The organism is Serratia sp. ID 25-353 (assembly GCF_054792795.1).
Genome location: NZ_CM139236.1, coordinates 2,861,971 through 2,888,694 on the forward strand (window position 1 = coordinate 2,861,971; position 26,724 = coordinate 2,888,694).

The 26,724-nt window shown below is 61.2% G+C and carries 30 protein-coding genes and 1 pseudogene; 17 read left to right on the forward strand and 14 right to left on the reverse strand.

The window, feature by feature from the left end; all coding sequences use genetic code 11:
- Positions 1-32: 32 nt before the first annotated feature.
- Entirely contained in the window at positions 33-812 is a 780-nt protein-coding gene (locus ACYF6X_RS13790; protein WP_063991220.1) for an ABC transporter substrate-binding protein, read from the forward strand.
- Positions 813-846: 34 nt separating this feature from the next.
- Here ACYF6X_RS13790 and ddlA read toward each other — a convergent pair whose 3' ends face one another.
- The gene (ddlA, locus tag ACYF6X_RS13795) at positions 847-1,950 is read right to left on the reverse strand and encodes a D-alanine--D-alanine ligase (protein WP_130018384.1); all 1,104 of its coding nucleotides are present in this window, start codon (positions 1,948-1,950) and stop codon (positions 847-849) included.
- A gap of 168 nt (positions 1,951-2,118) precedes the next feature.
- Between ddlA and ACYF6X_RS13800 the strand changes: the two genes are divergently transcribed.
- The 5 genes from ACYF6X_RS13800 (at position 2,119) to ACYF6X_RS13820 (ending at position 7,122) form a co-directional block, all read left to right on the forward strand.
- Positions 2,119-2,322 carry a ParD-like family protein gene (locus tag ACYF6X_RS13800; protein WP_006324220.1) on the forward strand — a complete coding sequence of 68 codons (204 nt, stop codon included), beginning with the start codon at positions 2,119-2,121 and terminating at the stop codon, positions 2,320-2,322.
- Positions 2,319-3,113, forward strand: coding sequence for a type I methionyl aminopeptidase (gene map, locus ACYF6X_RS13805; RefSeq protein WP_130018383.1), 795 nt, complete (start codon positions 2,319-2,321; stop codon positions 3,111-3,113). Before ACYF6X_RS13800 ends, map begins: the two co-directional genes overlap by 4 nt.
- Before the next feature lie 125 nt (positions 3,114-3,238).
- Positions 3,239-4,945, forward strand: a complete 1,707-nt coding sequence (dld, locus tag ACYF6X_RS13810) for a D-lactate dehydrogenase (protein WP_130018382.1) — start codon at positions 3,239-3,241, stop codon at positions 4,943-4,945.
- A 222-nt stretch (positions 4,946-5,167) separates the two neighbouring features.
- A complete protein-coding gene (locus ACYF6X_RS13815; RefSeq protein WP_060421025.1) occupies positions 5,168-5,593 on the forward strand; it encodes a PAS domain-containing protein in 426 nt (141 codons plus the stop codon).
- Positions 5,594-5,598: 5 nt separating this feature from the next.
- Positions 5,599-7,122 (forward strand): flavodoxin domain-containing protein, encoded by a 1,524-nt coding sequence (locus ACYF6X_RS13820; protein WP_130018380.1) that lies wholly within the window; start codon positions 5,599-5,601, stop codon positions 7,120-7,122.
- Positions 7,123-7,135: 13 nt separating this feature from the next.
- On the opposite strand, the gene ACYF6X_RS13825 is transcribed toward ACYF6X_RS13820, so the two are convergent.
- The 3 genes and pseudogenes from ACYF6X_RS13825 to ACYF6X_RS13835 all read right to left on the reverse strand — a co-directional run.
- Entirely contained in the window at positions 7,136-8,143 is a 1,008-nt protein-coding gene (locus ACYF6X_RS13825; protein ID WP_063991215.1) for a FecCD family ABC transporter permease, read from the reverse strand.
- Positions 8,140-9,096, reverse strand: a complete 957-nt coding sequence (locus ACYF6X_RS13830; protein WP_130018379.1) for an ABC transporter substrate-binding protein — start codon at positions 9,094-9,096, stop codon at positions 8,140-8,142. The genes ACYF6X_RS13825 and ACYF6X_RS13830 overlap by 4 nt, the downstream gene beginning before the upstream one ends.
- 16 nt (positions 9,097-9,112) lie before the next feature.
- A pseudogene (locus tag ACYF6X_RS13835) lies at positions 9,113-9,802 on the reverse strand (ABC transporter ATP-binding protein); the annotation flags it as partial.
- Positions 9,803-9,893: 91 nt separating this feature from the next.
- Between ACYF6X_RS13835 and ACYF6X_RS13840 the strand changes: the two are divergent.
- Entirely contained in the window at positions 9,894-10,184 is a 291-nt protein-coding gene (locus tag ACYF6X_RS13840) for a hypothetical protein (protein ID WP_130018378.1), read from the forward strand.
- 244 nt (positions 10,185-10,428) lie between these two features.
- A complete protein-coding gene (locus ACYF6X_RS13845; RefSeq protein ID WP_130018377.1) occupies positions 10,429-11,280 on the forward strand; it encodes a DMT family transporter in 852 nt (283 codons plus the stop codon).
- Positions 11,281-11,337: 57 nt separating this feature from the next.
- On the opposite strand, the gene ACYF6X_RS13850 is transcribed toward ACYF6X_RS13845, so the two are convergent.
- Positions 11,338-11,928 (reverse strand): Yip1 family protein, encoded by a 591-nt coding sequence (locus tag ACYF6X_RS13850; RefSeq protein ID WP_004939641.1) that lies wholly within the window; start codon positions 11,926-11,928, stop codon positions 11,338-11,340.
- Between the two features lie 205 nt (positions 11,929-12,133).
- Here ACYF6X_RS13850 and ACYF6X_RS13855 point away from each other — a divergent pair, with 205 nt between their 5' ends.
- The 6 genes from ACYF6X_RS13855 to ACYF6X_RS13880 all read left to right on the forward strand — a co-directional run bounded on the left by ACYF6X_RS13855 (position 12,134) and on the right by ACYF6X_RS13880 (position 15,927).
- Positions 12,134-12,601, forward strand: a complete 468-nt coding sequence (locus ACYF6X_RS13855; protein ID WP_130018376.1) for an acyltransferase — start codon at positions 12,134-12,136, stop codon at positions 12,599-12,601.
- Positions 12,601-13,143, forward strand: coding sequence for a GNAT family N-acetyltransferase (locus ACYF6X_RS13860; RefSeq protein WP_063991211.1), 543 nt, complete (start codon positions 12,601-12,603; stop codon positions 13,141-13,143). The genes ACYF6X_RS13855 and ACYF6X_RS13860 overlap by 1 nt, the downstream gene beginning before the upstream one ends.
- Positions 13,144-13,247: 104 nt before the next feature.
- On the forward strand, positions 13,248-14,099 hold the full coding sequence (locus tag ACYF6X_RS13865; RefSeq protein WP_063991210.1) for a DUF1460 domain-containing protein: 852 nt from the start codon (positions 13,248-13,250) through the stop codon (positions 14,097-14,099).
- Positions 14,100-14,229: 130 nt separating this feature from the next.
- Entirely contained in the window at positions 14,230-15,042 is an 813-nt protein-coding gene (locus tag ACYF6X_RS13870; protein ID WP_038879912.1) for a MetQ/NlpA family lipoprotein, read from the forward strand.
- A gap of 158 nt (positions 15,043-15,200) precedes the next feature.
- Positions 15,201-15,740, forward strand: a complete 540-nt coding sequence (locus tag ACYF6X_RS13875; protein ID WP_063991209.1) for a GNAT family N-acetyltransferase — start codon at positions 15,201-15,203, stop codon at positions 15,738-15,740.
- Between the two features lie 103 nt (positions 15,741-15,843).
- Positions 15,844-15,927 (forward strand): small membrane protein YohP, encoded by an 84-nt coding sequence (locus ACYF6X_RS13880; RefSeq protein WP_016928643.1) that lies wholly within the window; start codon positions 15,844-15,846, stop codon positions 15,925-15,927.
- Positions 15,928-15,969: 42 nt separating this feature from the next.
- On the opposite strand, the gene ACYF6X_RS13885 is transcribed toward ACYF6X_RS13880, so the two are convergent.
- The 5 genes from ACYF6X_RS13885 to ACYF6X_RS13905 all read right to left on the reverse strand — a co-directional run bounded on the left by ACYF6X_RS13885 (position 15,970) and on the right by ACYF6X_RS13905 (position 20,556).
- A complete protein-coding gene (locus ACYF6X_RS13885) occupies positions 15,970-16,890 on the reverse strand; it encodes a DUF808 domain-containing protein (RefSeq protein WP_107227341.1) in 921 nt (306 codons plus the stop codon).
- 122 nt (positions 16,891-17,012) lie between these two features.
- Positions 17,013-17,930: an AEC family transporter gene (locus ACYF6X_RS13890; RefSeq protein ID WP_080490877.1), complete on the reverse strand. Its 918-nt coding sequence runs from the start codon at positions 17,928-17,930 to the stop codon at positions 17,013-17,015.
- An 11-nt stretch (positions 17,931-17,941) separates the two neighbouring features.
- Complete coding sequence (locus ACYF6X_RS13895) at positions 17,942-18,946, reverse strand: TauD/TfdA family dioxygenase (protein WP_025301958.1); 1,005 nt, start codon at positions 18,944-18,946, stop codon at positions 17,942-17,944.
- Positions 18,947-19,115: 169 nt separating this feature from the next.
- Positions 19,116-20,036 (reverse strand): alpha/beta fold hydrolase, encoded by a 921-nt coding sequence (locus ACYF6X_RS13900; RefSeq protein WP_130018375.1) that lies wholly within the window; start codon positions 20,034-20,036, stop codon positions 19,116-19,118.
- Positions 20,037-20,151: 115 nt separating this feature from the next.
- Entirely contained in the window at positions 20,152-20,556 is a 405-nt protein-coding gene (locus ACYF6X_RS13905; protein ID WP_130018374.1) for a VOC family protein, read from the reverse strand.
- A 76-nt stretch (positions 20,557-20,632) separates the two neighbouring features.
- Between ACYF6X_RS13905 and ACYF6X_RS13910 the strand changes: the two genes are divergently transcribed.
- Positions 20,633-21,088, forward strand: coding sequence for a GNAT family N-acetyltransferase (locus ACYF6X_RS13910; protein ID WP_063991204.1), 456 nt, complete (start codon positions 20,633-20,635; stop codon positions 21,086-21,088).
- Positions 21,089-21,158: 70 nt separating this feature from the next.
- Here ACYF6X_RS13910 and pbpG read toward each other — a convergent pair whose 3' ends face one another.
- The 3 genes from pbpG to ACYF6X_RS13925 all read right to left on the reverse strand — a co-directional run bounded on the left by pbpG (position 21,159) and on the right by ACYF6X_RS13925 (position 24,333).
- Positions 21,159-22,088 carry a D-alanyl-D-alanine endopeptidase gene (gene pbpG, locus ACYF6X_RS13915; protein WP_038879897.1) on the reverse strand — a complete coding sequence of 310 codons (930 nt, stop codon included), beginning with the start codon at positions 22,086-22,088 and terminating at the stop codon, positions 21,159-21,161.
- A 151-nt stretch (positions 22,089-22,239) separates the two neighbouring features.
- On the reverse strand, positions 22,240-23,343 hold the full coding sequence (locus tag ACYF6X_RS13920; protein ID WP_107227337.1) for an adenosylhomocysteinase: 1,104 nt from the start codon (positions 23,341-23,343) through the stop codon (positions 22,240-22,242).
- A 45-nt stretch (positions 23,344-23,388) separates the two neighbouring features.
- Positions 23,389-24,333 (reverse strand): GlxA family transcriptional regulator, encoded by a 945-nt coding sequence (locus ACYF6X_RS13925; RefSeq protein ID WP_063991202.1) that lies wholly within the window; start codon positions 24,331-24,333, stop codon positions 23,389-23,391.
- 91 nt (positions 24,334-24,424) lie between these two features.
- On the opposite strand from ACYF6X_RS13925, the gene ACYF6X_RS13930 reads away from it, so the two are divergent.
- Positions 24,425-25,102, forward strand: a complete 678-nt coding sequence (locus ACYF6X_RS13930) for a DJ-1/PfpI family protein (RefSeq protein ID WP_130018373.1) — start codon at positions 24,425-24,427, stop codon at positions 25,100-25,102.
- A 50-nt stretch (positions 25,103-25,152) separates the two neighbouring features.
- A complete protein-coding gene (locus ACYF6X_RS13935) occupies positions 25,153-25,716 on the forward strand; it encodes a DedA family protein (protein ID WP_060420973.1) in 564 nt (187 codons plus the stop codon).
- A 16-nt stretch (positions 25,717-25,732) separates the two neighbouring features.
- On the opposite strand, the gene ACYF6X_RS13940 is transcribed toward ACYF6X_RS13935, so the two are convergent.
- Positions 25,733-26,626 (reverse strand): LysR family transcriptional regulator, encoded by an 894-nt coding sequence (locus ACYF6X_RS13940; RefSeq protein ID WP_063991200.1) that lies wholly within the window; start codon positions 26,624-26,626, stop codon positions 25,733-25,735.
- Positions 26,627-26,724: the final 98 nt, after the last annotated feature.

Below are 26,724 nucleotides of genomic sequence, written 5' to 3' on the forward strand. Positions count from 1 at the left end.
TTTTGTCCGACCATGGGAAAGGGGCACTGCCTATGAAAGCACTGAAAACGCTGTTCGCCGCCGGATGCCTGCTGGCCGCCGGCACTTCGCTGGCGGCGGAAAACAGCCTGCGCTTCGGCCTGGAAGCGCTGTATCCGCCGTTCGAATCCAAATCCGCCAGCGGCAAACTGGAAGGGTTCGATATCGAACTGGGTGACGCGGTGTGCGCCGCCGCGCAGTTGAAATGCAGCTGGGTGGAAACCTCGTTCGACAGCCTGATCCCGGCGCTGCAGGCGCGCAAGTTCGACGCCATCAACTCGGCGATGAACGTGACCGAACAGCGGCGCCAGGCGATCGCCTTCACTGACGCCATCTATCAGGTGCCGAACCGCCTGATCGCCAAAGCCGGCAGCGGCCTGCTGCCGGACGCCAAATCGCTGGCGGGCAAACACGTGGGCGTGCTGCAAGGATCGATTCAGGAGATTTACGCCAAAACCCATTGGGCGCCGGCGGGCGTGGACGTGGTGTCTTATCAGGATCAGAATCAGGTTTACCTCGATCTGGCGGCTGGTCGGCTTGACGCCACGCTGGTGATGGCGCCGTCGGGGCAAAGCGGCTTCCTGTCGCAGCCGGACGGCAAGGGCTTCGCCTTCGTCGGCGAGGCGGTACGCGACGACAAAATCCTCGGTGAAGGTATTGCCTTCGGCCTGCGTAAAGGGGATGAGCCGCTGAAGAAAAAACTGGATGCCGCCATCGCCAAAGTGAAACAGCAAGGCACGGTGGCGGCGCTGTCGAAGAAGTATTTCGGCGACATCGACGTGACGGTAAAGTGATAGACGGGGGCGGCACCGCCGCCCCCTGCCGCGTTTAGCGATCGAACACCGAGCTGTTCAGCGCGCGATCCTGCTGATGGCGTTCCAGCGCCAATTCGATCAGGCGTGTGATAAGTGCCTGATAGCTGACGCCGCTGGCGGCCCACAGCTTGGGATACATGCTGATGTTGGTGAAGCCCGGCAGCGTGTTGATTTCGTTGATTACCACCTGGTTATCCGGCGTCAGGAACACATCCACCCGCGCCAGGCCGAAGCACTCCAGCGCGCGGAACGCCTTCAGCGCCACCTCGCGGATGTGGTCGCTCACTTCCGGCGCGATCGCCGCCGGCACCACCACCTGAGCGCCCTGCTCATTGATGTATTTGGTGTCGTAAGAATAGAAGGCGTCGCTCAACACGATCTCGCCGCACATGCTGGCCTGCGGGTCGTCGTTGCCCAGCACCGCGCACTCGATCTCGCGGCCGACGATCGCCGACTCCACCAGCACTTTGTGATCGAAGCTGAAGGCCAGCGATACCGCCGCGTCGAACTCGGCGCGGTTTTCCACCTTGCTGACCCCGACCGACGAGCCCTGGTTGGCCGGCTTGACGAACAGCGGCAGGCCGAGGCGCTCGCTCAGTTGCTCAAACGTGAATCCGGCGCGGTTGGCGCGCGTCAGGGTGACGAACGGCGCCACCGCCAGCCCGGCGTCGCGCAGCAGGCGCTTGGTCACGTCTTTGTCCATGCTGACCGCCGAGCCGAGCACGCCGGCGCCGACGAACGGCATATTGGCCATGCGCAGCAGCCCCTGCAGCGAACCGTCCTCCCCCAGCGTGCCGTGCACGATCGGGAAGATGACGTCGAGTTGGCCCAGCGCGCCGGCGCTGCCCGCTTCGATCAGCTGCTGTTTTTCCTGGCCCGGGATCAGCGCCACGTTCTTGTTCGAGCGGTTCAGCGCGATCAGCGCCGGGTTCTCGGCGTTGAGCAGGTAGTTGGAGGCGTCGTTGATGTGCCACTGCCCCTGTTTGTCGATCCCCAGCAGCGTGACGTCAAACTTCTCTTTGTCGATTGCATCCACAATGTTTTTGGCCGACTGCAGCGACACCTCATGCTCCGCCGACTTACCGCCAAAAATCACCCCAACACGTAGTTTAGTCACGCCTTAAATCCTTCTGAAAAATCATGGCAAAAAAGTCGTTCATCACAATAAACGCATTGCCTAGCGGCGGCAATCGTTGTTGCCAGAATCTTCTTACGCCACAGATTGCCACATCACGACCATCCTAAACGTATACACTTCGTATATCGTTCACTTAGGGAGACGACGATGGGCATCGTAAAAATTTCAGACGCGCTGCACGACGATCTGCGCCTCGCCAGCCTGACCATGACGCGTTCGATCAACGCGCAGGCCGAGTACTGGATCAAGATCGGCATGCTGGCGGAGTTCCATCCGGAACTGACCTACCCGCAGCTGGTAAAAAAAATGATGAAAGATAACGCGCTGACGCTGAAGGAGATTGTCGGGTGAAACAGATTGTGATCAAAACGCCGGAAGAGATTGCCAAAATGCGCCATTCCGGCGCCCTGCTGGCCAAAGTGTTTGCTATGCTCGATGAGGTCATCGTCGAAGGCATCTCCACCATGGAGATCAACGACCGCGCCGAGGCGTTTATCGTCGACGAGCTGAAGTCGCGCCCGGCCAGCAAGGGGCAGTATGATTTCCCCTATGTGCTCAACACCTCAATCGACGACGTGGTGTGCCACGGGGTGCCATCGGCCAGCAAAATCCTGCGTTCCGGCATGATTATCAACGTAGACATCACGCTGGAAAACGGCGGCTATATCGCCGACTCCAGCAAGATGTACTGCTTCGGCCAGGTGACACCGCTGGCCAAACGGCTGGTGAACAACGTCTATGAATCGATGTGGCAAGGCATTCGCGCAGTAAAACCGGGCGCTACCCTGGGGGATATCGGCCATGCCGTCCAGCGGCATGCCGAGCAGGCCGGCTACAGCATCGTGCGGGAGTATTGCGGCCACGGCATCGGCCGCGATATGCATGAAGAGCCGGCGGTGCTGCACTACGGCCAACCCGGCAGCGGTCTGGTGCTGCAGGAAGGCATGGTGTTCACCATCGAGCCGATGATCAACCAGGGCGACCGCCGCATCAAGCAGAAGAAAGACGGCTGGACGGTGGTGACGCGCGACAAAAAACTGTCGGCGCAGTGGGAGCACACCGTGGCGGTCACCGCCGACGGCGTGGAGATCCTGACGCTGCGCGACGAAGAGCGCCGGGCCGGCTACGCCGAGCGCTACTAAACCCGCAAGCCATTAGCTTGGCAAGCTGATAGCTTAATAAGTTATTTAATTGATAACCTCTTAGCTTATATGCGGCACTCCGGCGCCGCGGTTAAAGCGACGGAGATGACAGGGAGACAGGCAGCATGCAGTCAGGCAATCAGACGTTTATCAATCAGCTCAAGGACATCGTCGGCGGCCCGCAGTTGTTGACCGGCGATCGCAACACCGAGCGGTATCGCAAGGGGTTCCGCTCCGGTGAAGGCCAGGCGCTGGCGGTGGTGTTTCCCACCAGCCTGCTGCAGCTGTGGCGCATTTTGCAGGCCTGCGTGGCCGCCGACAAAATCGTCATCATGCAGGCCGCCAATACCGGCCTGACCGAAGGATCAACCCCCAGCGGCAACGACTATGATCGCGACATCGTCATCGTCAGCACCCTGCGCCTCGACCATATTCAGGTGCTGGACAACGGCAAGCAGGTGGTCGGCTTCCCCGGCAGCACCCTGCACCACCTCGAGAAATTGCTCAAACCCTACGGCCGCGAACCGCATTCGGTGATCGGTTCCTCCTGCATCGGCGCCTCGGTGATCGGCGGCGTGTGCAACAACTCCGGCGGCTCGCTGGTGAAACGCGGCCCGGCCTACACCGAAATGGCGCTGTACGCCCAGCTCGGGGAAGACGGCCAGCTGCGCCTGGTGAACCATTTGGGCATCCGCCTCGGCGACACGCCGGAAGAGATCCTCACCCGGCTGGAAAAAGGTGACTATCGCCCGACAGACGTCGAATACGGCGAGCTGCGCGCCTCGGATAACGAGTACGCCAGCCGGGTGCGTGACGTCGATGCCGACACCCCTTCCCGCTTCAACGCCGACAAACGCCGCCTGTTCGAGGCATCCGGCTGCGCCGGTAAGCTGGCGGTGTTCGCGGTGCGGCTCGACACCTTCGAGAAAGAAGGCAAAGAGCAGGTGTTCTATATCGGCACCAACGACACCGCGGTGCTGACCGAACTGCGCCGCCACATGCTGAGCCAGTTCGAAAACCTGCCGGTGGCCGGTGAGTACATGCACCGCGATATCTTCGACATCGCCGAGGTGTACGGCAAAGACACCTTCATGATGATCGACAAGCTCGGCACCGATCAGATGCCGCGCTTCTTCACCCTGAAAGGCCGCATGGACGCCAGCCTCAACAAGCTGCCGCTGCTGCCGCACAACCTGACCGACCGGCTGATGCAGGGCCTGAGCCATCTGGCGCCGAGCCACCTGCCGAAGCGCATGAAGGAATACCGCGAACGTTTCGAACATCACCTGCTGCTGAAGATGGCCGGCCCCGGCGTAGACGAAGCGCAGCGCTACCTGACCGACTATTTCGCCCAGGCCGAAGGCGCTTTCTTCGCCTGCACGCCTGACGAAGGCAAAAAGGCCTTCCTGCACCGCTTCGCCGCCGCCGGCGCCGCCGTGCGCTACCATGCGGTGCACGCCGACAAGGTGGAGGATATTCTGGCGCTGGATATCGCCCTGCGCCGCAACGACACCGACTGGTTCGAAACCCTGCCGCCGGAGATCGACAGCCAGCTGGTGCATAAGCTGTATTACGGCCACTTTATGTGCCACGTTTTCCATCAGGACTACGTGGTGAAAAAGGGCGTCGACAGCCATGCGCTGAAGGAAAAGATGCTCGAGATCCTTAACCGGCGCGGCGCCGAGTATCCGGCGGAGCATAACGTCGGCCACCTGTACCACGCCAAGGCAGATCTGCAGGCGTTCTACCGCACCGCCGATCCAACCAACAGCTTCAACCCCGGCATCGGCAAAACCAGCAAACGCAAAGGTTGGGCCGAAGGCCCCCGCTAAGACCGCCCGATAGGCCCGCCGCCGCACCCGGCGCGGGCTTCCTCCCCACTGCCTACCTCATCGTGACCTTTCTGCGCCCTTAAAGATGCATTTTTATTGCAACTTATAAATTTCCCGATTACCATTCATCGCAAATGAGAATCAATTACAAAGCTGTCATGACGGATACATGACGTCCGCCGTGGCAATCACCGCGAAGTTGTTAATGAGAAGGAACCTACCATGAGTCAGACCCTCGATTCCGCCCAGCTGTTGTCCGCGCTCGATAAAGTGATGGTGATCTCCACCACCGATCTGCAGGGCACCATCACCTACGTCAACGATCTGTTTTGCCAGCTGACCGGCTTTTCCCGGGAAGAGCTGGTGGGCCAGCCCCACAGCATCGTGCGCCACCCTTCGGTGCCGAAAGCGGTTTACAAAGCGATGTGGGACACCATCAAGGCAGGCGGCATCTGGACCGGCATCATCCCGAACGTCGGCAAGGGCGGCGTGCTGTACGTGGTCGATACCACGGTGCAGCCGCTGTATGACGCCCAGGGCAATATCGCGGCCTATATCAGCATCCGCCGCGTGATCAACGATCTGATGACCGACTTCGAATCGGTGGAATTCGCCAAAGAACAGTTCGACAACCACTACGACAAGTAACCGCCATGGCCGACCTTATCGAACGCATCCTGATTGGTTACGGTTCGGAGTCGGGCAACGCCCGGGCGCTGGCGATGCGCCTGGGCGAGCAAAGCAGCCTGCAACCCTACCGCCCCGTCGTGAAAGAACTCAACGCCATCCAGCCCGCCGATGTGGGCGAACGTGACGCCCTGCTGATCGTCTCGAGCTCATTTGGCGACGGCGAACCGCCCGCCAACGCCGAGCGTTTTTCCGACGCGCTGGCGCAATGGCCGGATCGCCACCGGTTGCGCTACGCCATCTTCGGTCTCGGCGACACCGCGTACCCGCATTTCTGCGGCTTCACGCAGGCGCTGGATACACGCCTGACGCAATACGGCGCCCGCGCCATCGTCAATCGCGTCGACGCCGACGTTAACTTCGAACCGTTCTTCGTAACCTGGCTGACGACGCTGGAGAAGGTGCTGGCCGGCGATGTCCAGGCCGGCCGCGATTTGCATCTGCGCGTGACCGCCTACGGTGAAGACCATGCGTTCAGCGCCCCCCTCCTCGAACGGCGGCCGCTCAGCGCACGCACGCCGCAGGCCTGGCACCTGCGGCTGAATATCGCCGGCAGCGGCATCGTTTACCGGGCGGGGGATACCGTCTATCTGTTGCCGGAAAACGACGAAGGATTATTGATCCGGCTGGCAGACTGGCTCGGCAGACCGGAGGCCGCCGACGCGCTGCGCCGCCGGGAGCTGCGCCAGCTCAGCAAAACGACGCTGCGCGAACTGGCGCAGTTGGCCGACAGCGAAGAGCTCAAAGGCTTGCTTAAGATCCGCCAACGCAAAGCCCTGGAGAGCTATCTGTACGGCGCCGATCTGCTGGACGTGCTGCACGATTTTTGCCCGCCGCAGGCGGTCACGCTGGAGAACCTGCTGGCGCTGCTGCCCGTTTGCCTGCCGCGCGCCTACTCCATCGCTTCGGCAACGCGGGCAGAGAGCCTCGATCTGTGCGTGCGCGACGTACATTATGAACGCGGCGGCCGCATCCGGCGCGGCACGGCGACCGGCTGGCTGCTCAGCCAACCCGGCCCTTTCCGCCTCTTCTGCCGCGCCAACCCCGGCTTTTACCTGCCGCGCGATACCACTGTGCCGGTGCTGCTTATCGGTACCGGTACCGGCATAGCGCCCTTGATAGGCTTGCTGCGCGAAATGGCCGCCCAGGGTGAACGGCGCGAAACCGTGCTGATCTTCGGCGAAAAACGGCGTGATGAAGATTTCCTGTATCGCGAGGAATTGGCTGCACTGAACGCGGCGGGCGTACTCACGCGGCTCATCACCGCCTTCTCGCGCGACGCCGTCGCCAAATACTATGTGCAGCATGCGATCGGCGATCATGCCGATGCCATCAGCGGCCTGCTGCAGCGGGGAGCGCATGTCTACCTGTGCGGCAATCGCCAGTATCTGGAACATGCCGTGGCGACGGCGCTGGAGCAAGCCTGCGGGGCGGAAAACCTGTGGCAGACGCTGATTGAGCAGCAGCGCCTGCATCTGGAACTCTATTGAATCAGGGTGGCGTTCATCGTTCCGCACGCAGCAGCAAGGACACGATGAACGCGCCCCCCAGCCCCGCCGTAATGATGCCGATGGGCAGCTCCTGATGGGGGATCAGACTGCGGCTGAGCATGTCGCCGCCGGTCAGCAACATCGCCCCCAGTAGGCCGCACATCGGCACGGATAAACGGTGGCGCACGCCCACCAGGCGCCGGGCCAGATAAGGCACCATCAGCCCGACAAAGCCGATCACGCCCGTCAGCGAAACGAGAAACGCCGTGGACAGTGCGCAGCACAGAAAGGTCTCGGTGCGCAGCCGCGCCACGTTGACCCCCATCGAATGGGCGGTTTGTTCGCCCGCCAGCAGCGCGTCCAGCGCCCGCCAACGCAGCGCCGTAAACCCGGCCAGCAGCACGAAACTCGCTAGTGGAATGAACAGATTATCCCAACGCGCCAGCCCCAGCCCGCCGAGCGACCAGAACAACACCGAGCCGGCCGCCCGCTGATCGCCGGAAAACACCAGGTAGCTGGTGAGCGCGCTGAACAAAAACGAGACCGCCAGGCCGCAAACGATCAGCTGCTCGGCGCGCCTGACCCGGCCGACGCGAAACAGGATCATCACCGCCAAGGCGGACAAAATGCCGCCGGCGAAAGCGGACAGTGGCAAGGTCAGCACGCCCAGCGCATCGCCGAAGCGCGTGATGACCAGCACCGCACCGGCGGAGGCGCCGGAGGAGAGCCCAAACAAAAAAGGATCGGCCAGCTCATTGCGGGTGGTGGTCTGCAGCAGCGCGCCGGTCATCGCCAGCCCGGCGCCGGTCAAGGCCGCCAGCAAGGCTCTGGGCACCCGCAGTTGCACGACGATGGTATCCAGCATGCCGGAGAGGGGCGCCGATGAAAGCCCCAATGCCGCCATCGTCTGCCGCCATGACAGCGCGACGCTGCCCAGCTGCAGGCTCCAGATCATTAACCCGCACAATACCGACAGCGCCAACGGCGCGAGCAGCATAAACCGCCGGGTCGGCGAGTTCATTCAGCCTCCGGCGCGTACAGCGCCCGCGCCAGCTTTTCCACCGCGCCGATGTTGGCCGGCCCCGGCGTCAGCTCCGCATACTGCAGTTTCAGATAGCGGTGGTGCCGTACGGCAGGCGTCAATTTCATCAACGGGTGAGACTCGAGGAAGCGCCGCAGCGCATCGGCGCCCGATCCGGTCTGGTAATCCAGCAGAATAATGAAGTCGGGCTCGGCCGCCGCTACCGCCTCCCAGGACGCCGTCGTCCAGCTCGCCGGCAAACCGTCCATCACGTTGCGGCCGCCCGCCGCTTCGATGATCGCCGTCGGCATAGCGTATTTGCCGCTGGTGAAAGGCTTCTCCTCCCCCGAGTCATAGACGAACACCTTGAGCGGCGCCTGGCCCGTCGGCCTGGCGGGCAGCGCAGCCAACCGGCGCTTCCAGCCCTCAACCAGCGCAGTGGCCTCTTGCCGCTTGCCGAAAATCTTGCCGAGCTTCAGCTCATCGTCATACAGCAGATTCATATCGGCCTTCTGCGGCCGCCCGCCGGCCTGTATGCAGCTCTCGCTCAGCACCAGCGTTTTGATGCCGAACGGGGCGAGCTTCTCCGGCGTGACGTCGCCGCCGATCTTCATGCCGTAATTCCAACCGGCGAAAAAGAAATCCGGCTGTGCCGCCAGCAGCGTTTCCAAAGTGGGATATTTTGGCGCCAGTTCGGGAATGGCGCCCATCTCGGCCTTGAAGTCGGGCGTCAGTTTGTACCAGCCGGTGATGCCGGTCAGCCCGACAATGCGATCCTGCAGATGCAGTGCAAAGGCCATCTCGGCCATGTTGATGTCGTTGATGACGGCGCGCTGCGGCGCCTGGTTGAAGGTGACCGGCACACCGCAGCTTTCTACGGTGACGGGAAAATGTTCAGCCGCCGCCGACCTGGCGGCCAGCAGCAGAAGCAGGATGAATACGCGTGCGTTCATGTTTCTCTCTGGTTTATCAAGCGCAATGGGGAACGTCAAAAATGCGCAGCGTTTTCCCGCTGACGGGATGCGCTACCTTGAAACTGTTCATGCCGAACACCGGCAAAATCACCGAAGTCTGTAACACCGACTCGGGCGTACCACAGGCCACCTGACGGCTTTCGTTGAGCACCAGGATCCGATCGGCAAACGCCTCTGCCACGGGCAGGTCATGCAGTACCGCAATCACGGCGATGTCTTTATTTTTCACTAACGACAGCAGCGCCGAGCGCCCGGGCGGATCGAGGTGATTGGTCGGTTCATCCAGCAACAACAGATCGGGAGACTGCGCCAACGCCCGAGCCAGCGCCGCGCGCTGACGCTGGCCGCCCGAGATCCGCCCCAACGGGTGGTGCCTGAGCGGCGCCAGCCCGGTTTCCCCGATGGCCTCGTCAACGATGCGCTTTCCCGTCGCAGAGCGTTCGCCATGCGGCAAACGGCCCAACGCCACGTAGTCCTCAACCGACAGTCGCAAATCCGGCGAATCGTTTTGCGCCAGAAAGGCGATGCTTTTGGCACGTTCCGCCGCCGGCCACGCGGACAAGGCGCGCCCTCGCCAGTGAATGACGCCGCCGTCCGGCCGCATTTCGCCGATCAGGGCACGCAGCAGGCTGGACTTGCCGCTGCCGTTAGGGCCGATCACCGCCAGCTTCTCACCGGCGCGCAGCGCGAAATGGATGTTGTCGAGTATCAATGCCTCACCGTGGCCGGTCAGGCTAACCCCATCAACGTGGAGGATGTCGTGAACTGAATTCATCATGTTTAAATTGTTATATTATAACATATCAATGTTTTTACCACGATTACGCGCCTTCTGCAAAAACGAATCGCAACGTCTTTTGCCCCACGTGCTGCGTGGAGCCAGGCAGGGAGCAAGCCGCGCCCCTGCGTCAACACTGCGCGACCAAAGCAACATAGCACAGCCTTTTATTAATGATAATGATTTTCATTATCAATTAAATCATAGTGATTTCCGATTGCGCACCCCGGCGAACTTGGTTATGTTTGAAGCGATGAGTCTCATTCCCGGTTTTCAGGAACTCACATGACCTACCTGGCGCACAGCACAGATCCGACAGACGCGACCATTCCGGCCGTCGTTTTGCTGTGTGCTTCCTCCGCCCCACCCGCCGTTTCCTCTGTCGTTTCAGCGGTTGCCGCTTACCCGCCACGCATTGTGGTCGTGCGCTAAGCCAAACCGACTTTTTACCTCCGGCTTATTGATCTGTAGCGTTCAGGCGTAGACCGCCGCGCGCGCCGGAGCCTGTAATTTTCACGACAGGTGAAATTGACATGCGATTACCTTCTCTCTGGGCCAATGCCGGCCTGGCTACGCTGTTCGTCCTGCTTTGGAGCAGCGGCGCGATCTTCTCCCGTTGGGGGTTGGAGCACGCCTCCGCCTTCGCTTTTCTGTTCTTCCGCTGCGCCATCGCGCTGGCGGTGCTGTTGGCCATCGGCCTGTGGCAGCGCCAGTGCCTGCCCGCTCTCGGCACCCGCCGGCGCGTCGCGCTGATTGGCGTGTTAATGATCGGCAGCTATCAAATCTGCTATCTGCTGGCGCTGGAACAGGGTATTACGCCCGGCGTGCTGGCGACGTTGCTCGGCGTACAGCCGATCCTCACCCAGTTCATCACCGAACGGCGCTGCACCGGGCTGCGGGCGCTCGGCCTGGCGCTGGCAATGGTCGGGCTGACGCTGGTGGTGTACCAAAGCCTGATGGTGGCCCACTTCTCGCTGAGCGGCATGCTGTTCGCCTTTATCGCGCTGGGCTGCATGACCGCCGGCACCCTGCTGCAAAAAGGCATGACGCAGCCGCCGCTGGCGGTCTTGCCGCTGCAGTATGCCGTCGGGTTGCTGATGTGTACGCTGGCGCTGCCGTTTGAGCCGCTGCGGGTCGAATGGCGGCCGGCGTTCGTGCTACCGCTGCTGTGGATGGCGGTGGTGATCTCGGTGCTGGCGACCTTCTTACTGTATCGCCTGATCCAGCGCGGCAACCTGGTGCAGGTCACCAGTCTGTTCTATCTGATCCCGGCGGTGACCGCCCTGCTGGACTACCTGCTGCTCGGCCACGCGCTGGCGGCGCTGAGCCTGCTGGGCATGGCGGGCATCGTGCTCGGCGTGATGTTGGTTTTCCGCCGCGTATAAAAGCAAAAGCCCCCGCGCCGTTCCACCGGCGCGGGGGCGATAACAACAGCCGTTAACTCAGAACAACCAGGAACCGTACCCCCACAGCAGCACCGTCACCCCAAGCAGCAGCTCGAGCAACAGGATACCGATAGCGAAGGTCGAGCTGGAGAAGATGAACCCTTCCTTACTGTCGATATTCAGGAAGTGCGGGATCCCCAGATTCAGCAGATAGCCCGAATAGCACAGGCCGATAATGCCGACAAACAGACACAGCCAGACGACCGGATAGAGCGCCACAATCCCGCTGAGGAACATCGGGGTCGCCACGTAGCCGGCGAACACCATGCAGCGGTGCAGGCTGGGGCGCGATTCATAACGCCGCGCCATCCAGTGAATGACTTTCCCCATGGCCGCTACACCCGCCAGCATCAGCAGGTAAAACGCCACGGCGGTATAAAGCGCGGTAAACATGTCGAGCCTGATGGCATGTCCCTCGCCGGAGAGCCAGCCCAACTGGGTGGTGCCGATAAAGGCGCAGACCACCGGGATGGCTGCCAAGAGCAACACGTGATGGGTGTATAGGTGCGAGACGCTTTCATTCTCGCTTTTGATCTGTTCGAACTCGGCGCTGGGATGCGCCAGAAGTCCCCAAACATGACTGACCATGAGACACCTCCTATCTCGCCGTAGGCCGCGATCGGCGAACGAATTTCACACCTCCGACGGACTGCTACCCGTGCGAGGATTGCGGCCACGGGGCTCTCTCCCCTGTACTAATTATAGTCTTTCGGCGAAAAAACGTGCGGAAAGCGCAACGCCGCGGCGCTTTGTCTTATACTCCCACCATAAAAACCAGGCTGCGAGGAAGGCCATGTCATCCGTTATCACCACCCGCCAGGCGGGGATCGTCGGCGTCGACGCCGGGCGCAACGTCACCGTTGTCGAGCCCTGCAATCTGTACGGCTGCCGGCTCGGCGACGATGTCTTCGTCGGCCCGTTCGTGGAGATCCAGCGCCACGTCAGCATCGGCGCGCGCAGTAAAATTCAGTCGCACAGCTTTATCTGCGAATACGTCACCCTCGGCGAAGCGTGCTTTGTCGGCCACGGCGTCACCTTTGCCAACGATCTGTTCAAAGACGGCGCGCCCAATGCCGATCCGGCCAGTTGGGGGCGCACACGCGTCGGCGATCGGGTATCCATCGGCTCCGGCGCCACGATCCTGGCGGTGGAGATCTGCAGCGACGCGGTGATCGGCGCCGGGGCGGTCGTGACCCGCGACATCACCCGCAAGGGGATTTATGCCGGCAACCCGGCGCGCCTGCTGCGGGAGCTGCCGTAATGACCCCGGCCATCCGCATCGCAGCCATTGAGGCGCTGCCCGATGATTACCTGACGCGCGGCGATTTCGGCTTTACCATCCGCTGTTACGCCCTGCCGCAGTTCGACACGCCGGTCGACAGCTGGCCAACCCACCCGGTGGCGCCGTTTCGCAAGCAGTATCCCCTGGCGCCGTTCGCCAACGAAGACAGCGCGACCTTCCTGGCGTATCGCCAGGACGACGCCGTTGGCCACATCACGCTGAGCAAAAACTGGAACGGTTATACCCTGATTGACGAGATCGCCGTCAGCGCTCACGCGCGCCGTCAGGGCATCGCCGGGGCGCTGCTGGACTGCGCCAAACAGTGGGCGCGGCAGCAGGAAACCTCGGGTATGATGCTCGAAACGCAGAACAACAATCTGGCCGCCTGTCGCTGCTACCAGCATTACGGGTTTATTCTCGGCGGCATCGACCGTTTGCTGTACCGCGCCGAGCCGGAGATCGCCGATCACGAAATCGCGCTGTTCTGGTATTTGCCGTTCAATAGCGAAATCGGTTACTGATTTATCGGCCGCTATTGAGGCTATGTTTACTTTTTAACCCCTACCATCGGATGAGAACTGTTATCACTGACTCTGATAAGCCAGCGACACCCAGGGAGGGCCGTATGAACCAGAACAAGGTTGTTTTACTGATGTTAGCTATCGCCATGAGCGGATGCGCCGAGCGCCCTGCCGCCGTCTCCCCCGCGACGCCGCCGACCGACGTCACCGTTTCGCCGTCGGGCGCGCAGCCGGAGATGGACGCCAGCACCCGCAGCAAGCTGCGTGAGATCCTCGCGCTGCGCGCCGGTTGGCCCGCCGCACAGCCGCATGGCCGCACCGTCGATTTGATTTCGCGCGAGTTTCTCGGCACGCCCTATCTCGCCAACCGCCTGATCGGCTCGCAGAGCACGCCCGAGAAGTTGGTGATCGACTTCCGCGGGCTGGATTGCTTCACCTACATCGATTATGTGGAAGCGCTCAGCACCGCTCGCAGCGAGGGCGAGTTCGTACAGCGTCTGGTAGACATTCGCTACGTCGACGGCAAAATCGCCTTCCCGCAGCGCAAACACTTCTTCACCGACTGGGCGCAGCGGCCGCACCAGGTGGCCGAAGACATCACCGCGCAGCTCAGCCCGCACGCCGTCACCCTCGTGAAAACCCTCAACCGCAAGGCGGACGGCAGCAGCTACCTGCCCGGTTTGCCCAACGTACAACGCAGCGTGACCTATATCCCCAGCGACAACGTCGACGACAAGGTGCTGGCCCAGCTGCACACCGGCGATTACATCGGTATTTACACCAACCTGGACGGGCTGGATGTGACCCACACCGGCATCTTCGTGATGACCGACAACGGTCCGGTGCTGCGCAACGCCTCTTCGCGCAAGGCCAACATGCAGGTGGTCGATTCGCCCTTTATGGATTACGTGATGGCTACGCCGGGCATCGTGGTGCTGCGTTCGCTCAGCCGATAATCCCCCGCCGCATAACGGCTATAAGCTATAGCCGTTTATGCTGAACGAGCGTTTGACTTCATCGGCGGTTCAGGCTTAGCTGTAAGGACAAAAAACAACTGATTTTATTGTTCTTTTCAGGGAGACTTCGATGACCTTACGCTGGCGTATCACCCCTCTGGCGGCGGCCTTCGCCGCCGTATTGGCGCTTCAGGGCTGCGATCAAAAAACCGATCAGAATCATATCAAGGTCGGCGTCATCAACGGCGCGGAACAGGACGTGGCGGAAGTCGCCAGACAGGTGGCGAAAGAGAAATACGGGCTGGACGTCGAGCTGGTCGGCTTTAGCGGTTCACTGCTGCCGAACGACGCCACCGACAAAGGCGAACTGGACGCCAACGTGTTCCAGCACCGCCCGTTCCTCGAACAACAAAATAAAGATCACGGCTATAAGCTGGTGGCGGTCGGCAATACCTTTGTCTTCCCGATGGCCGGCTACTCGAAAAAGATAAAATCGCTCAAAGAGCTGCCGGACGGCGCGGTGATCGCCATCCCGCTCGATCCGACCAACCTGGGGCGCGCCCTGCTGCTGCTGGAAAAAACCGGATTGATTACGCTGAAGCAAGGCAAGGGGTTGTTGCCTACCGCCCTGGACATCAGTGCCAACCCGCACCATTACCAAATCATGGAGCTGGAAGGCGCCCAACTGCCGCACGTGCTGGACGATCCGAAAGTCACCGTCGCCGTCATCAGCACCACCTACATCAACCAGACCGGTCTGACGCCGACCAAAGACGGCATCTTCATCGAAGATAAGGACTCGCCGTACACCAACATCATCGTTACCCGCGAAGACAACAAGGACGCGCCGAACGTGCAGAACTTCATCAAGGCCTATGAGTCTGACGAAGTGGCCAAAGCCGCCGAGAAAATCTTCAACGGCGGCGCGGTAAAAGGCTGGTAATTCCGGGCACAGCGCCACAGGGGCTCTCCCCAAAGAGCCCCTTCCCGCTCACCATCGCCTTTTCTTATCTCACCATAAGAAAACCCGATTTACCCCGGCGGCAAGCGGCGCGCATAATGGCGCTTATCCGCTGATTTCCAAGGTAAACAGGCATTATCATGACGCTCTCCGCTCCCGTACTCAGCCTCCTCGATGCCACGCCGGACGATATGGCCGCCGTGCTGCGCATTTACACCCACCACGTGCTGTACGGTGCCGCCTCGTTTGAAGAACAGCCGCCAGCCTTGGCGGAAATGCAACTGCGGCGGAGCAAGGTGCAAGAAGCCGGGCTGCCCTGGCTGGTGGCGAAAAGCGAAGGCCGTATTGTGGGTTACTGCTATGCCACGCCGTATCGCCCCCGGCCGGCCTATCGTTTTACCGTGGAAGACTCGGTATATATCGCCGAGGGGCAACAGGGCAAAGGCGTCGGCAAGGCGCTGCTGAGCGCGCTGATCGCCCGCTGCGAGCAAGGCCCCTGGCGCCAGATGCTGGCGATCGTCGGCGATTCCGCCGCCAACCGCGGTTCGCTGGCGCTGCACCAGTCGCTCGGCTTTACCAGCGTAGGGACGTTAAAGGCCGTGGGGTTCAAACTGGGGGAATGGCGCGACACCCACATCATGCAGCGCGCGCTGGGCGCGGGCGACAATCGGCATCCCTGAATGCATGGCGACGCACGATAGGAAGTTAGCGTCTATAGTGAAGAGTGATTTCATTGAGTTAGCGCCAATCGTGCGCCACATTTAACCGGTAAGGGAGAAGTAAATGAAAATTATTCTGTGGATTGTCGCCATCATCTTTATCGTGGGTTTGTTGACGATTACCGGCGTTCTCAAACTGATCTTTTAATCCGTCTCATACGTCCCGCCCCTCTCGGGGCGAGACTTTTCATCATGCCTTGAAACGCGCGCGCACCGCCCCCAGCGCCGACACCACCGCCAGCACCACGCCGCCGGCCACCAGCCCGAACGCCACGTTCAGCAGAGCCGGAACCACTCCCTGCAAAAGATGGCCAAACGTCGGCACCACGGTGGTGTACGAAGCCCAGTCTTCGAACAGATGATGCACCGGCGGCAGGCCGTGGGTCAGGATGCCGCCACCGACCATAAACATGGCAATGGTGCCGACGATCGACAGCGTCTTCATCAGATAAGGCGCGGCACGCACGATGCCGCTGCCGAGGGAGCGTGCCACCGCGCTGCTTTTACGGCTTAGATACAGCCCCAGATCGTCCAGCCGGACGATGCCGGCGACGATGCCGTACACGCCAAGCGTCATCACGACGGCGATGCCGCACAAGACGATCACCTGCTGGCTGAAGGTGGCGCCGGCGACCGTGCCCAAGGTGATGGCGATAATCTCGGCGGAGAGCACGAAGTCGGTGCGTATTGCGCCTTTCACCTTACGTTTCTCATAGGCCGCGGCATCCTCATTGGCGCCGGGACCGTCCGATTTTTCTTCCTGTGCCGCCTTGCCGTGGCTCAGGCTGTGAAACACCTTTTCGAACCCTTCGTAGCACAGGTAGGCGCCGCCCACCATCAGCAGCGGCGTAATCGCCCAGGGTGCAAAAGCGCTGATCAGCAGCGCCAGCGGCACCAGGATTGCCTTGTTGATCAACGAGCCTTTGGCGACGTTCCACACCACCGGCAGCTCGCGGTCGGCTTTAACGCCGGTGACCTGCTGCGCGTTGAGCGCCAGATCGTCCCCCAGCACCCCGGCGGTTTTTTTCGCCGCCATCTTGCTCATTAACGAGACGTCGTCCAACAACGAGGCGATGTCGTCGATAAGGGTAAGTAAGCTACTTCCTGCCAAAATGATTCATCCTTTTCATGTTCACGGGCCATTCTATATTTAGCATAGCGGTAAAGCGTCATGAAAGGATATGGGAGGATCGCGGAAAATGCCGGGCGGGCGAATGCCGCCCGGCGCCGGCGTTAGAGCGCTACGCTGCCCAGGATGAACGTCACGGTAATCACCGACAGCAGCGTCGTCCAGGTGATGATGGAGGCCATCGCTTCATGATCGCCCCCCATTTGCCGCGCCAGAATATAGGCGTTGCCGGCGCAAGGCACGGCGGAGTAGAGAATGGCGATGCTGGCCGGCACGCCGGTGGCGCCGAAATAGTGCACCAGCGCAATGGTAATCAGCGGCATGGCCACCAGTTTCAGCACGGTCGCATAAGAGATGGAAACCAGCTTGCGGATATGCATGCTGACGATCAACCCTGCGCCGACCGACATCAGGCTCAGCGGCGTGGCGGCGTTGGAGAGATAAACGAACAGCTGTTTAAGCGCGCCGGTGATGTGCAGGTTGCACAGGTTCATCAGCACCCCGAATAGCGCGCCGATGATCAGCGGGTTTTTCGTCAGCGCCAGCAGCGCACCGCTCAGGCTTTTCTTGCTGCCGGTGCCGTAGTGGTTCATCACCAACACGCTCATGATGTTGGTCAGAATGATCATGTACGCCACGAAGAAACCGGACAGCGCCACCCCCTCGCTGCCGAACAGCGATTGCGACAGCGCGATGAATACATAAGAGTTGTATCTGACTCCGCCCTGAAAAATGGAGGTAAACAGATCGGCCGACGTATTGAAGAACAGTTTGCCAACGAAAATAATCAACGCGATGGCCAGCGTGGAAACAATGGTCGCCACAACGGGATAAAAGCTGTCCGCGCCGCTAAAATCCGCCTCGCTGATATCCAATATCAACAGCGCCGGAAAAAACAGGTAATAAACGAATTTGTCTGAGAAGCCCCAAAATACGGCGACGTCTTTAACATAGAGTTTCGAAAAATAACCCAGCACGATTAACAAAAAAATCGGCAATATAGAAAGAAAAACGTTCAGCATGAATAATAACCTTAAATCGAGAAAATGCGCTCTTCAACCTGATTGAGGTTGCGGTGATTCCACAAACTTGCCGAGATGAAGACGCGTTGCACCCAGCGCAACGGCGTATCTCTTTCATCGAAAGAAGGCGTGAATTTATCGCGCGAATGCAGCGCAAAGCGGTTATCGATATACACCAAATCGCCCGGGCAAATATCGATACCGATGGCGTTTTCTTTCACCAACCCGTAGAAACGCTCCAGCGCGGCTTCCGCTCGTGGCGTGCTGGCCGCAATCATGCCGGGATAAAAGACGGCGCTCACATCCGGCAATACGTGATTTTGCGAAATCAAAGGCACCAGCGCGGTTTCTTCGCGCCCGGCCTGGGTGGACTGGCGCCAACGGTAGGGCAGCTTGATGCTGTACAGCGGGCTGGCCAGCGTTTCGACGTCCTCGCGGCTCAGTTGAGCGATCGCCAGACGCGAATCGGAGATGCGCGTCATCGGGCTGTGCGGATCGCGGCGCACGCCGGCCAGCAGCAGGCCCATTGGCGAGACGTTGAACTGCTCCAGGTGTTTCAGCGCTGCATTTTCAATATGGAAATCCAGTTCAACATCGAACCCCAGACCGGTATATTCTTTTTTGGCTTCGCGTTTGGGGATCAGATTATTAATCAGTTCCTTCCCCTCGAAATACATCGAATAGGGCTCGCCGATTAACGAAGAAATACCCACCAACAGGTTTTCGCTGATATTACCGGATTTGGCCGAAGGCGTGTATTGGTTCGGACAAGGGGAAAAGAACACTTCTTTATCCACCGGCACATTTTTTAAAATAAGGTAAGGCCGTGGTTTGATTGACGCCTTTTGCTGGCTTAATGCGGCGCTTAATCTGTGGGGTAAGTGGGTAATCATGGCCGATCGTATGGCGTGAATATACGCATCACCGCCGGCCGGATCGTAAGCAATTTTATCTAATGCCGAAAATAACTCGTTTCTTTCCTGATCCGTCAATTGAAAGACGTTTTGGTAATCCATCCTGAGCATTCCTTGACAATAAGAATATCATTAGCAAGCCTAATGAAAGCGGCAGGATGTTAACACCTTGCAATCAAATTCATAAAGATTTATTAACTAATTTCGTGATCTTAATCACCACTCCTCCGTCCAGTTACTGACGGAGAAGAAGTGGTTAAAAAACAAACAGCTACGTGGGGACGTTTCCATCAGACGCGATAGCGAATACGCGCGAGAGGTAGCGCAGGACATGACCGTGGGCCGCAAAGACGCACGATAAATGCGTACTGCTCTCAAGCAAGCCAAAGGCAACATGCACGCTGCCATGCTGTTCGACGAAACGCTGCAGCGATTGCGCGCTGAACAGCTCGTCTTGCGCCGCCGCCAGCAACAAAGTCGGCAATCGCAGCGCCGCCAGTTGCTTTGCCGGCGTGCGTGGCGTCAAGGCGTTAGCCATATTAACGCTGTATTGGCAGACAAAATCGGGTGCGGCGGCCAGCACGGCCGGGGGAAAATTCAGGCTGACCGCCCGGGATTGCCCAAACCACCGCCCGCCGCTCAGCGCATTGGCCACAAAAGGCCATTGGCGCACCTGGGCGAAACGGGCCGCCGCCGGCAGATCGCGGGCCATCCCGGAAAATGGCCCCAGCTCGGGCGCCAGCAGGATCAGGCTGTCCGCCTGCTGTTCGCAAGGATAGCGGGTCAAGTAGTTGAGCAACATTCCGGCGCCGCTGGAATGGCCAAGCAGGTGTCTGCGCGCCAACGGAAAACGCAGGCGCATTTCCGCCAGCATGACATCGACATCGCGCCAAATACGCTCAGGCCGCTCAACCGTCCCCCGCTCTCCCGAGGAGTCGCCATGCCCGCGAATATCGACCAGGCACACCGCGAACGTTGGCTCGGCGGCCAACTGGCGTGCAAGAATGTCATACCCGGCGGCGCTGTTAACCCCGCCGCCGTGATAAACCAGGATCACCTCTTCGCTCTCGGCAGTTTGCCGATACAGGCGATAGCTCAATCCCTCAACGCGGCCGGACGACGTGCCCACCTGTGCCCCCGGCCACTCACCGTAAGACTTTGCTTGCTCAACATAGCGGTCAAAATCAATCAAATCGCACCTTTCCCTGATGTTGTCGGTATTCCCCACGGCAGAGCCGCTGCCCCGGTGATAAGCATATGAAACGACAGCAGGAACTGCCATGCCTTTTGCACGCGCCCCCTTAACGTCAGGGCAGATCCCCCGCCGGCACATTGAGCTGCCAGGAAAGCCCAAAGCGATCGCTGAGCCAGCCGAAGCGAGCGCTGAAGCCGTAGTCGTCGAGCGGCATCAGCACCTTGCCGCCCTCCGCCAGGCGGTGGAAAGCCTGCTCCAGCGCCTCTTCGTTAGGCAGATTGATGAACAGCGATACCGCCGGGGTGAAGCTGAAATCATGGCTGATCGGGCTGTCGATAAACACCAGATTCTGCCGGTCGAAATCGATGGTGGCATGCTTGATCAGCCGCCGGCCGTCCGGCGTCGGGTCGTAATGCTGCACCTGCATGAGCCGAAAACGCGCAAACACCTGGCTGTAGAGGTCGATCGCCTGCTGCGCCTCCCCCTGGAACATGACAAAGGTCGAAACCTGACTCATAACATCCTCTCCGGCAATCGTTGTGGTATTAATGGAGGATAGCGGATTACCGTTGAAGCGGCGGAAAGGAGCAACCATGAGCATCATTCATCGCCTGGCGCAGCCGGACGATCTCAACGGCCTGTTGGCTCTGTATCGCGAGCTGCGTCCGCAGGACGCGCCGCTGCGCACCGACGACGCGCGCCGCACCCTGCAGCGCCTGCTGGACGATCCGGCTATCCGTCTGGTGGTGGCGGCGGACGAGGAACAACCGATCGCCACCTGCATGCTGGCGCTGATCCCGGGGCTGGCGCATCAGGCGCGGCCGTTCGGCGTCATCGAGCACGTGGTGACGGCGGAGCCCTATCGCGGCCACGGCGTGGCGCTCGCAATGATCGAATACGCGCTGCAGCTGGCCTGGCGCAAGGGCTGTTACAAGGTGATGCTGCTGTCGGGGCAGCAACGCACCGGCGCGCACCAGCTTTATCTCAAAGCGGGTTTCGACGGCGATCGCGAGCGGGGATTTGTCATCAGGCGGCCCGAGGGCCGATAGCGGCCCGAGGGCCGATAGCGGCCCGAGGGCCGATAGCGGCCTGCTGCAAACGAGCAGGCCGCCAGGCGGGTCATTCGGTGGCGTTTTTCGCCAGGCTGGCGTCTTTTTGGCGACGATAGTCGCGGGCGGCGGCCGGAATCGGCGTAACCTTGCCGGTTTCGATCCAGCTGCGCAGCCGGTTGGCGTCGGCGAAGTGGGTATATTTGCCGAAGGCGTCCAGCACCACCAGCGACACCGAGCGGTTACCGATTACCGTACGCATCGCCAGGCAGTGGCCCGCCTGGTTGGTGAAGCCGGTTTTGGTCAGCTGGATATTCCATTTCGGGTTATACACCAGATGGTTGGTGTTGCGGAACGGCAGCGTATAGTTCGGATCTTTGAAGCTGGCCATGCGCTCGGTGGTGGTGCTGAGCTGGCCAATCAACGGGTATTGTTTGGTGGCGATCAGCAGCTTGGTCAGATCGCGCGCCGTCGACACGTTATGAATAGAGAGCCCGGTCGGTTCCACATAATGGGTATTGGTCATGCCCAGCGCCTTGGCCTTGGCGTTCATCGCTTTGATAAAGGCGTTGTAGCCCCCAGGATAGTGGTGCGCCAGGCTGGCGGCGGCGCGGTTTTCCGACGACATCAGCGCCAGCAGCAGCATATCCTTACGGCTGATTTCGCTGTTCAGCCGCACCCGCGAATACACCCCTTTCATCTCCGGCGTCTGGTGGATATCCACCGCCAGCATCTCGTCGAGCGGCAGGTGCGCGTCCAGCGTGACCATGGCGGTCATCAGCTTGGTGATCGAGGCGATCGGCACCACCTCATCCGGGTTGCGCGCGTACATCACCTTATGGGTTTGCATATCGACAACCATCGCGCTGCCGGAGGCCAGCTCCGGCTGGGTGGCGTGCAGGGCGGCGGCGTTGTCGCTGGCCAGCGCGCGCGGCGCAAAGCCTGCGCCCGCCTGCAAAGCGAGCAGGGTCAGAACCAAAACACGTATTTTCACAGGCATTACTCTGAAATGGGGGCTTGAACTCAGCGAATTATATGTGAGGGTTCAGCGCTTGGCACTGGGATTGTATGGCGGATTTGTGACAAATTCTGTCGGCCGAAAAACGACGCAGCCCGCGGGCGCTCTGGGATGAACGCCCGCGTAGAAAAAGTTACAGCGCCGGCTGCCAGGCCGACTGCGGCAGCAGGTACAACCCCGGCGTTTGCCGCGCCCCCGCGCCGACGATATGGCCGATGCCGGCCGCCATCACCGCCAGCGTCACGTCGAAGGCGTTGAGGCTGTCGCCGTAGCCGGCGGTCAGGTTGAACATCGAACCGTTGGCCAGCAAATAGACCGTCTTCTCATTGAGTTGGTAAGCGTTCACATAAGGCATCGGCTCGTGGTGCGGCAGGCCTTGCAGGAAGCCGACGTCGATCTCTTCCGCCACGTGGCCGACGTTGAGGATAAACACGCCGTCCTGCGCCTGCTGCAAATGCTGCGCCGAGAGCACGTTTTTCGCGCCGGTCGCGGTGGCGATCACGTCCGCCTGCGCGACGGCGCTCGCCAGATCCACCACCTGCCAGCCGTCATAACGCGCCTGCAGCGCGCGCGCCGGATCGATTTCTGCCACCATCACCTGGCCGCCGTAAGCCCTGGCCGCCGCCGCCGTCCCCTGCCCGACCAGGCCGTAGCCGATCACCAGCACGCGCTTTTCGTGCAGCGTCAAATGGGTGGTCTGGAAGAAGGTGTGCCAGGCGGTCAGCCCAACCATATGCCGATTGTGCAGCCCCTCTTTCACCGGCAGATCGTCCCAGTTGAAGATCGGGTAGCGCGGCGCCACGCCGTTCAAACGGTTGATGCCCGATCCGGTGGCCTCCAGCCCGGCGACGATCTGCGGGCCGCTCGGCGATTGGTGCAAACGGGTGGTCAAGTCCGCCCCCATTTCGCACAGGTGAGTCGGCTGCCAGGCCAGCGCGCGGTCGAAAGATTCCGACCATTCGCCCGCGTTCATGTCACGCCAGGCATAGGCCTGCGCACCCCGCCGTTCCAGCCAGGCCACCACATCGTTCTGCACCGTAGTGGGATTGCAGGTGGTCAGAAAGATCGCCGCGCCCTTGTCCAGCAGGCCGGCCACCAGCGGCGCCATTTTCAGATCCAGGTGCATATTGCACGCCAGCCGTACCCCGTGCAGGTCCGGCAACGCCGCCACCGCCGCCCGGGTGCGCGGCATATGGCGCATCGCCCAGTTCAATTCGCTCTCGAAATCCTGATACATCCGTTGCTCCTCTGGTGTGCCCCGCCGCCAGGCGTGGCTAAAAAGTTATCCCGCGCGGCCGAGCCGGCGGATCGCCTGTGGCGACAGGCCAAATACCCGGATAAACGCCCGCCTCATGCGCTCCGGATCGCTGAATCCCACCGAGCGGGCGATCGCCTCCAGCGGCTCGGCGCTCTCTTCGATGCGCACCCTGGCCGCCTCCACCCGCAGCTGTTCAATCACCTTGGCCGGCGTCTGCCCGGTTTCGGCGCGGAACAGCCGGCCAAACTGGCGCTCGCTCAGGCAGGCGGCGTCGGCCAGATCCGCCACCGACAGCGGCAGGTGCAAGTGCTCACGCGCGTACGACAGCGCGGCGCGCATGCGATCCGACGACGGGTTCAGCGCCAGCAAAAGCGAGTACTGCGACTGCCCGCCGGGGCGCCGGTGATAGACCACCAGCTGCCGCGCCACGGCCGCCGCCATCGTGGCGCCCAGATCGTCCTCGATCAGCGCCAACGCCAGATCGATGCCGGCGCTGATGCCGGCCGAGGTCCAGATATCGCCATCGCGAATGAAGATACGGTTGCTGTCGACGCGGATGCGCGGATAACTCTGCTGCAGCCGCGCCGCGTGATACCAGTGGGTGGTGGCGCGTTTACCGTCCAGCAAACCACAGGCCGCCAGAATAAACGCGCCGGTGCACACGCTGGCGATGCGCCGCGCTCGCCGGCTGTGGGTGGTCAGAAACGCCACCAGCGCCGGCGACTGGGCCGCCATCACATTGCCGCTGCCGCCGGCCACCACCAGCGTATCGAAACGCTCATCGCCGCACGGCTGCGTGGCGATCTCCACCCCGGCCGAGCTGGCGACCATCCCACCCTGCGGCGAGATCGCCACGCAGCGGTAGGCCGGCGGATCGGTAAACTGGCTGACGTTATCGAACGCCGCCAGCGGGCCGGCAAAGTCCAGCAGGTTGAAACCGGGGAAAACCACAAAACCGATCGTTTTCATGATGGCGCTTTTTGAGGGTTATCTGTCATATCAGCCAAAAACAGGGCGGCTATTATGGCCCAGGTCCAACGATAAAAATGAGGCGAATGTCATGTCTGAACCACTCGTGATTGTATTTCCCATCTATCAAGGCGTCACACAGCTCGACTTCACCGGCCCGCTGCAGTTTCTGCGCCACATGCCGGGCGCGGAAATCATCGTCGCTTCGGTAGACGGCGCGGATGTCGAATCGGAAGGCTTGCACTTCACCCAGCTGCGCCCGCTGCCGGAGATCGCGCGCTGCGACGTGCTGTGCGTGCCGGGCGGCAGCGGCTGCACCCAGGCGCTGCAGGATGAAGCGTTCATGCGGCAAATCCGGCGGTTGGGCGCCGATGTACGCTACCTGACCTCGGTGTGCACCGGTTCGCTGATCCTGGCCGCCGCCGGCTTGCTGCCGGGCAAACGCGCCGCCTGCCACTGGTCGATGCGCGACAGCCTGAAGCTGTTCGGCGCCATCCCCAGCGCGGCTCGCGTAGAGCGCGACGGCAACGTGATCAGCGGCGGCGGCGTCACCGCCGGCATCGACTTTGCGCTGGCGCTGATCGCCGAACTGCACGGCGAAGACACCGCCCAGACGATCCAGCTTTATCTGGAATACGCCCCGGCCCCGCCGTTCACGGGCGGCACGCCGGAACTGGCCCCGCCGCACATTTACGCCAAGGTACAGGCACAAATGGCGGACAGCCTGGCGCGGCGCAGAGCGTTGGTGGCCCAGATCGCCCAAGGCTAGCGATCGGGCGTATACTTGCCCTTATGCGTCAGTCACATAAGGAGTAAGGAATGACCGATTTGGCCCACTACATTACGGACTACGGCTACTGGGCGTTGTTTATCGGCTGCCTGGCTGAGGGAGAAACCATCACGCTGCTGGGCGGGATCGCCGCCCACGAAGGGCTGCTGCACTGGCCGTGGGTGATCGCGGTGGTGGCGCTCGGCGGCACGTTGGGGGATCAGCTGCTGTACTTCACCGGCCGCCGGTTCGAGGGCCGGGTCATCTCGCGGCTCAAAGGGCAGGAAAAGCGCATCGCGCGCGCCAGAAGGCTGATCGCTCGCCACCCGATGCTGTTCGTTATCGGGGTGCGCTTTATGTACGGCTTCCGCATCATCGGCCCGGTGCTGATCGGCGCCAGCCGCCTGCCGCCGTCGCGCTTTGTGCCGCTCAACATCCTCGGCGCCATTCTGTGGGCGACGATCTTCGTCATGCTCGGCTATTTTGGTGGCCAGGCGATCGAAAGCTTCTTTACCGGCTTCAATAAAAAACTTTCCAGCCTGCTGTTTGTCGCACTGGCGATCGCCGCCATCCTGCTGGTGCGCTTCTGGTGGCGCAAACGCCACGCGGAATAAGCCAGCGCGCCTGGCGTCAACTTTCCTGTGGCGCCGCGCGCATCAGCTCGACCAGCTCGCGCGCCGCCTTGTCCAGCGGGCGGCTCTTCAGCCAGATCAGATGCATCGGCAAGCGCAGCTCGTTCTTGGTGTTTTTGAATTTCAGCCGCACCAGCCGCCCCTGCGCCAGCAGCGGCTCGGCCAGCGACAGCGGGAAATTGCCCCACCCCAGGCCCGCTTCCACCATGTTCAGCGCCATCGGCAGGCTGTCGGTGCGCCAGTAGGCCTCCGCCACCTGGGGGCGCAGATCGCCGATCGGCAGATCGCGGCTGGCCACCATGATCTGCCGCACGTTGATCAAATCCTCGAGAAACAGCTCGCCCGCCGCGCCCTCCAGCGCCGGATGCTGCGGCGATACCATCGCCACCAGCGACTCCGCGCCCACGAAGTGGAACTGCTCCGTGCTGTTGATGTTGAGCCCGCCGAACGCCAGACAGACGCCGATGCGCTCCTGATGCAGCATGTGCAGCACGTCGTCCTGCGGCGCGCTGAGCACTTCGATGTTCAGCAGCGGATAACGCTGCGACAGCGTTTTCACCGCCGCCAGTAGGCCGGCACCGTTGATGTCCGACGCCACGCCGATCGAAAGCGTGCTTTCCAGCCCCTGGGAAAGTTCGATGGCGTGCACCTGCAGCTGCTTGAGCTGCCCGGCGATCAGGCGGGCGTGCGGCGCCAGGGCCAGCGCCAGCGCGGTCGGCGTCGGTTCGCGGTGCGAGCGATCGAACAGCGCGAAACCGAGCTCCGCCTCCATGTTGGCGATGCCCATGCTGACGGCGGACGGCACGCGCCGCAGCGCGCGGGCGGCGGCGGAAAACGAACCGCGATCGAGCACCGCCAGAAACAGTTCGATATTGTCGCTGGAAAAATTCATCGTTCAACCTGTCAGTAAAACTGACAGCTCCTGACTTTTTCTATCAATGTGATTGACGTTATCTTAGCCGCCGTCGCCACAGAGGCAACTAAAAACAG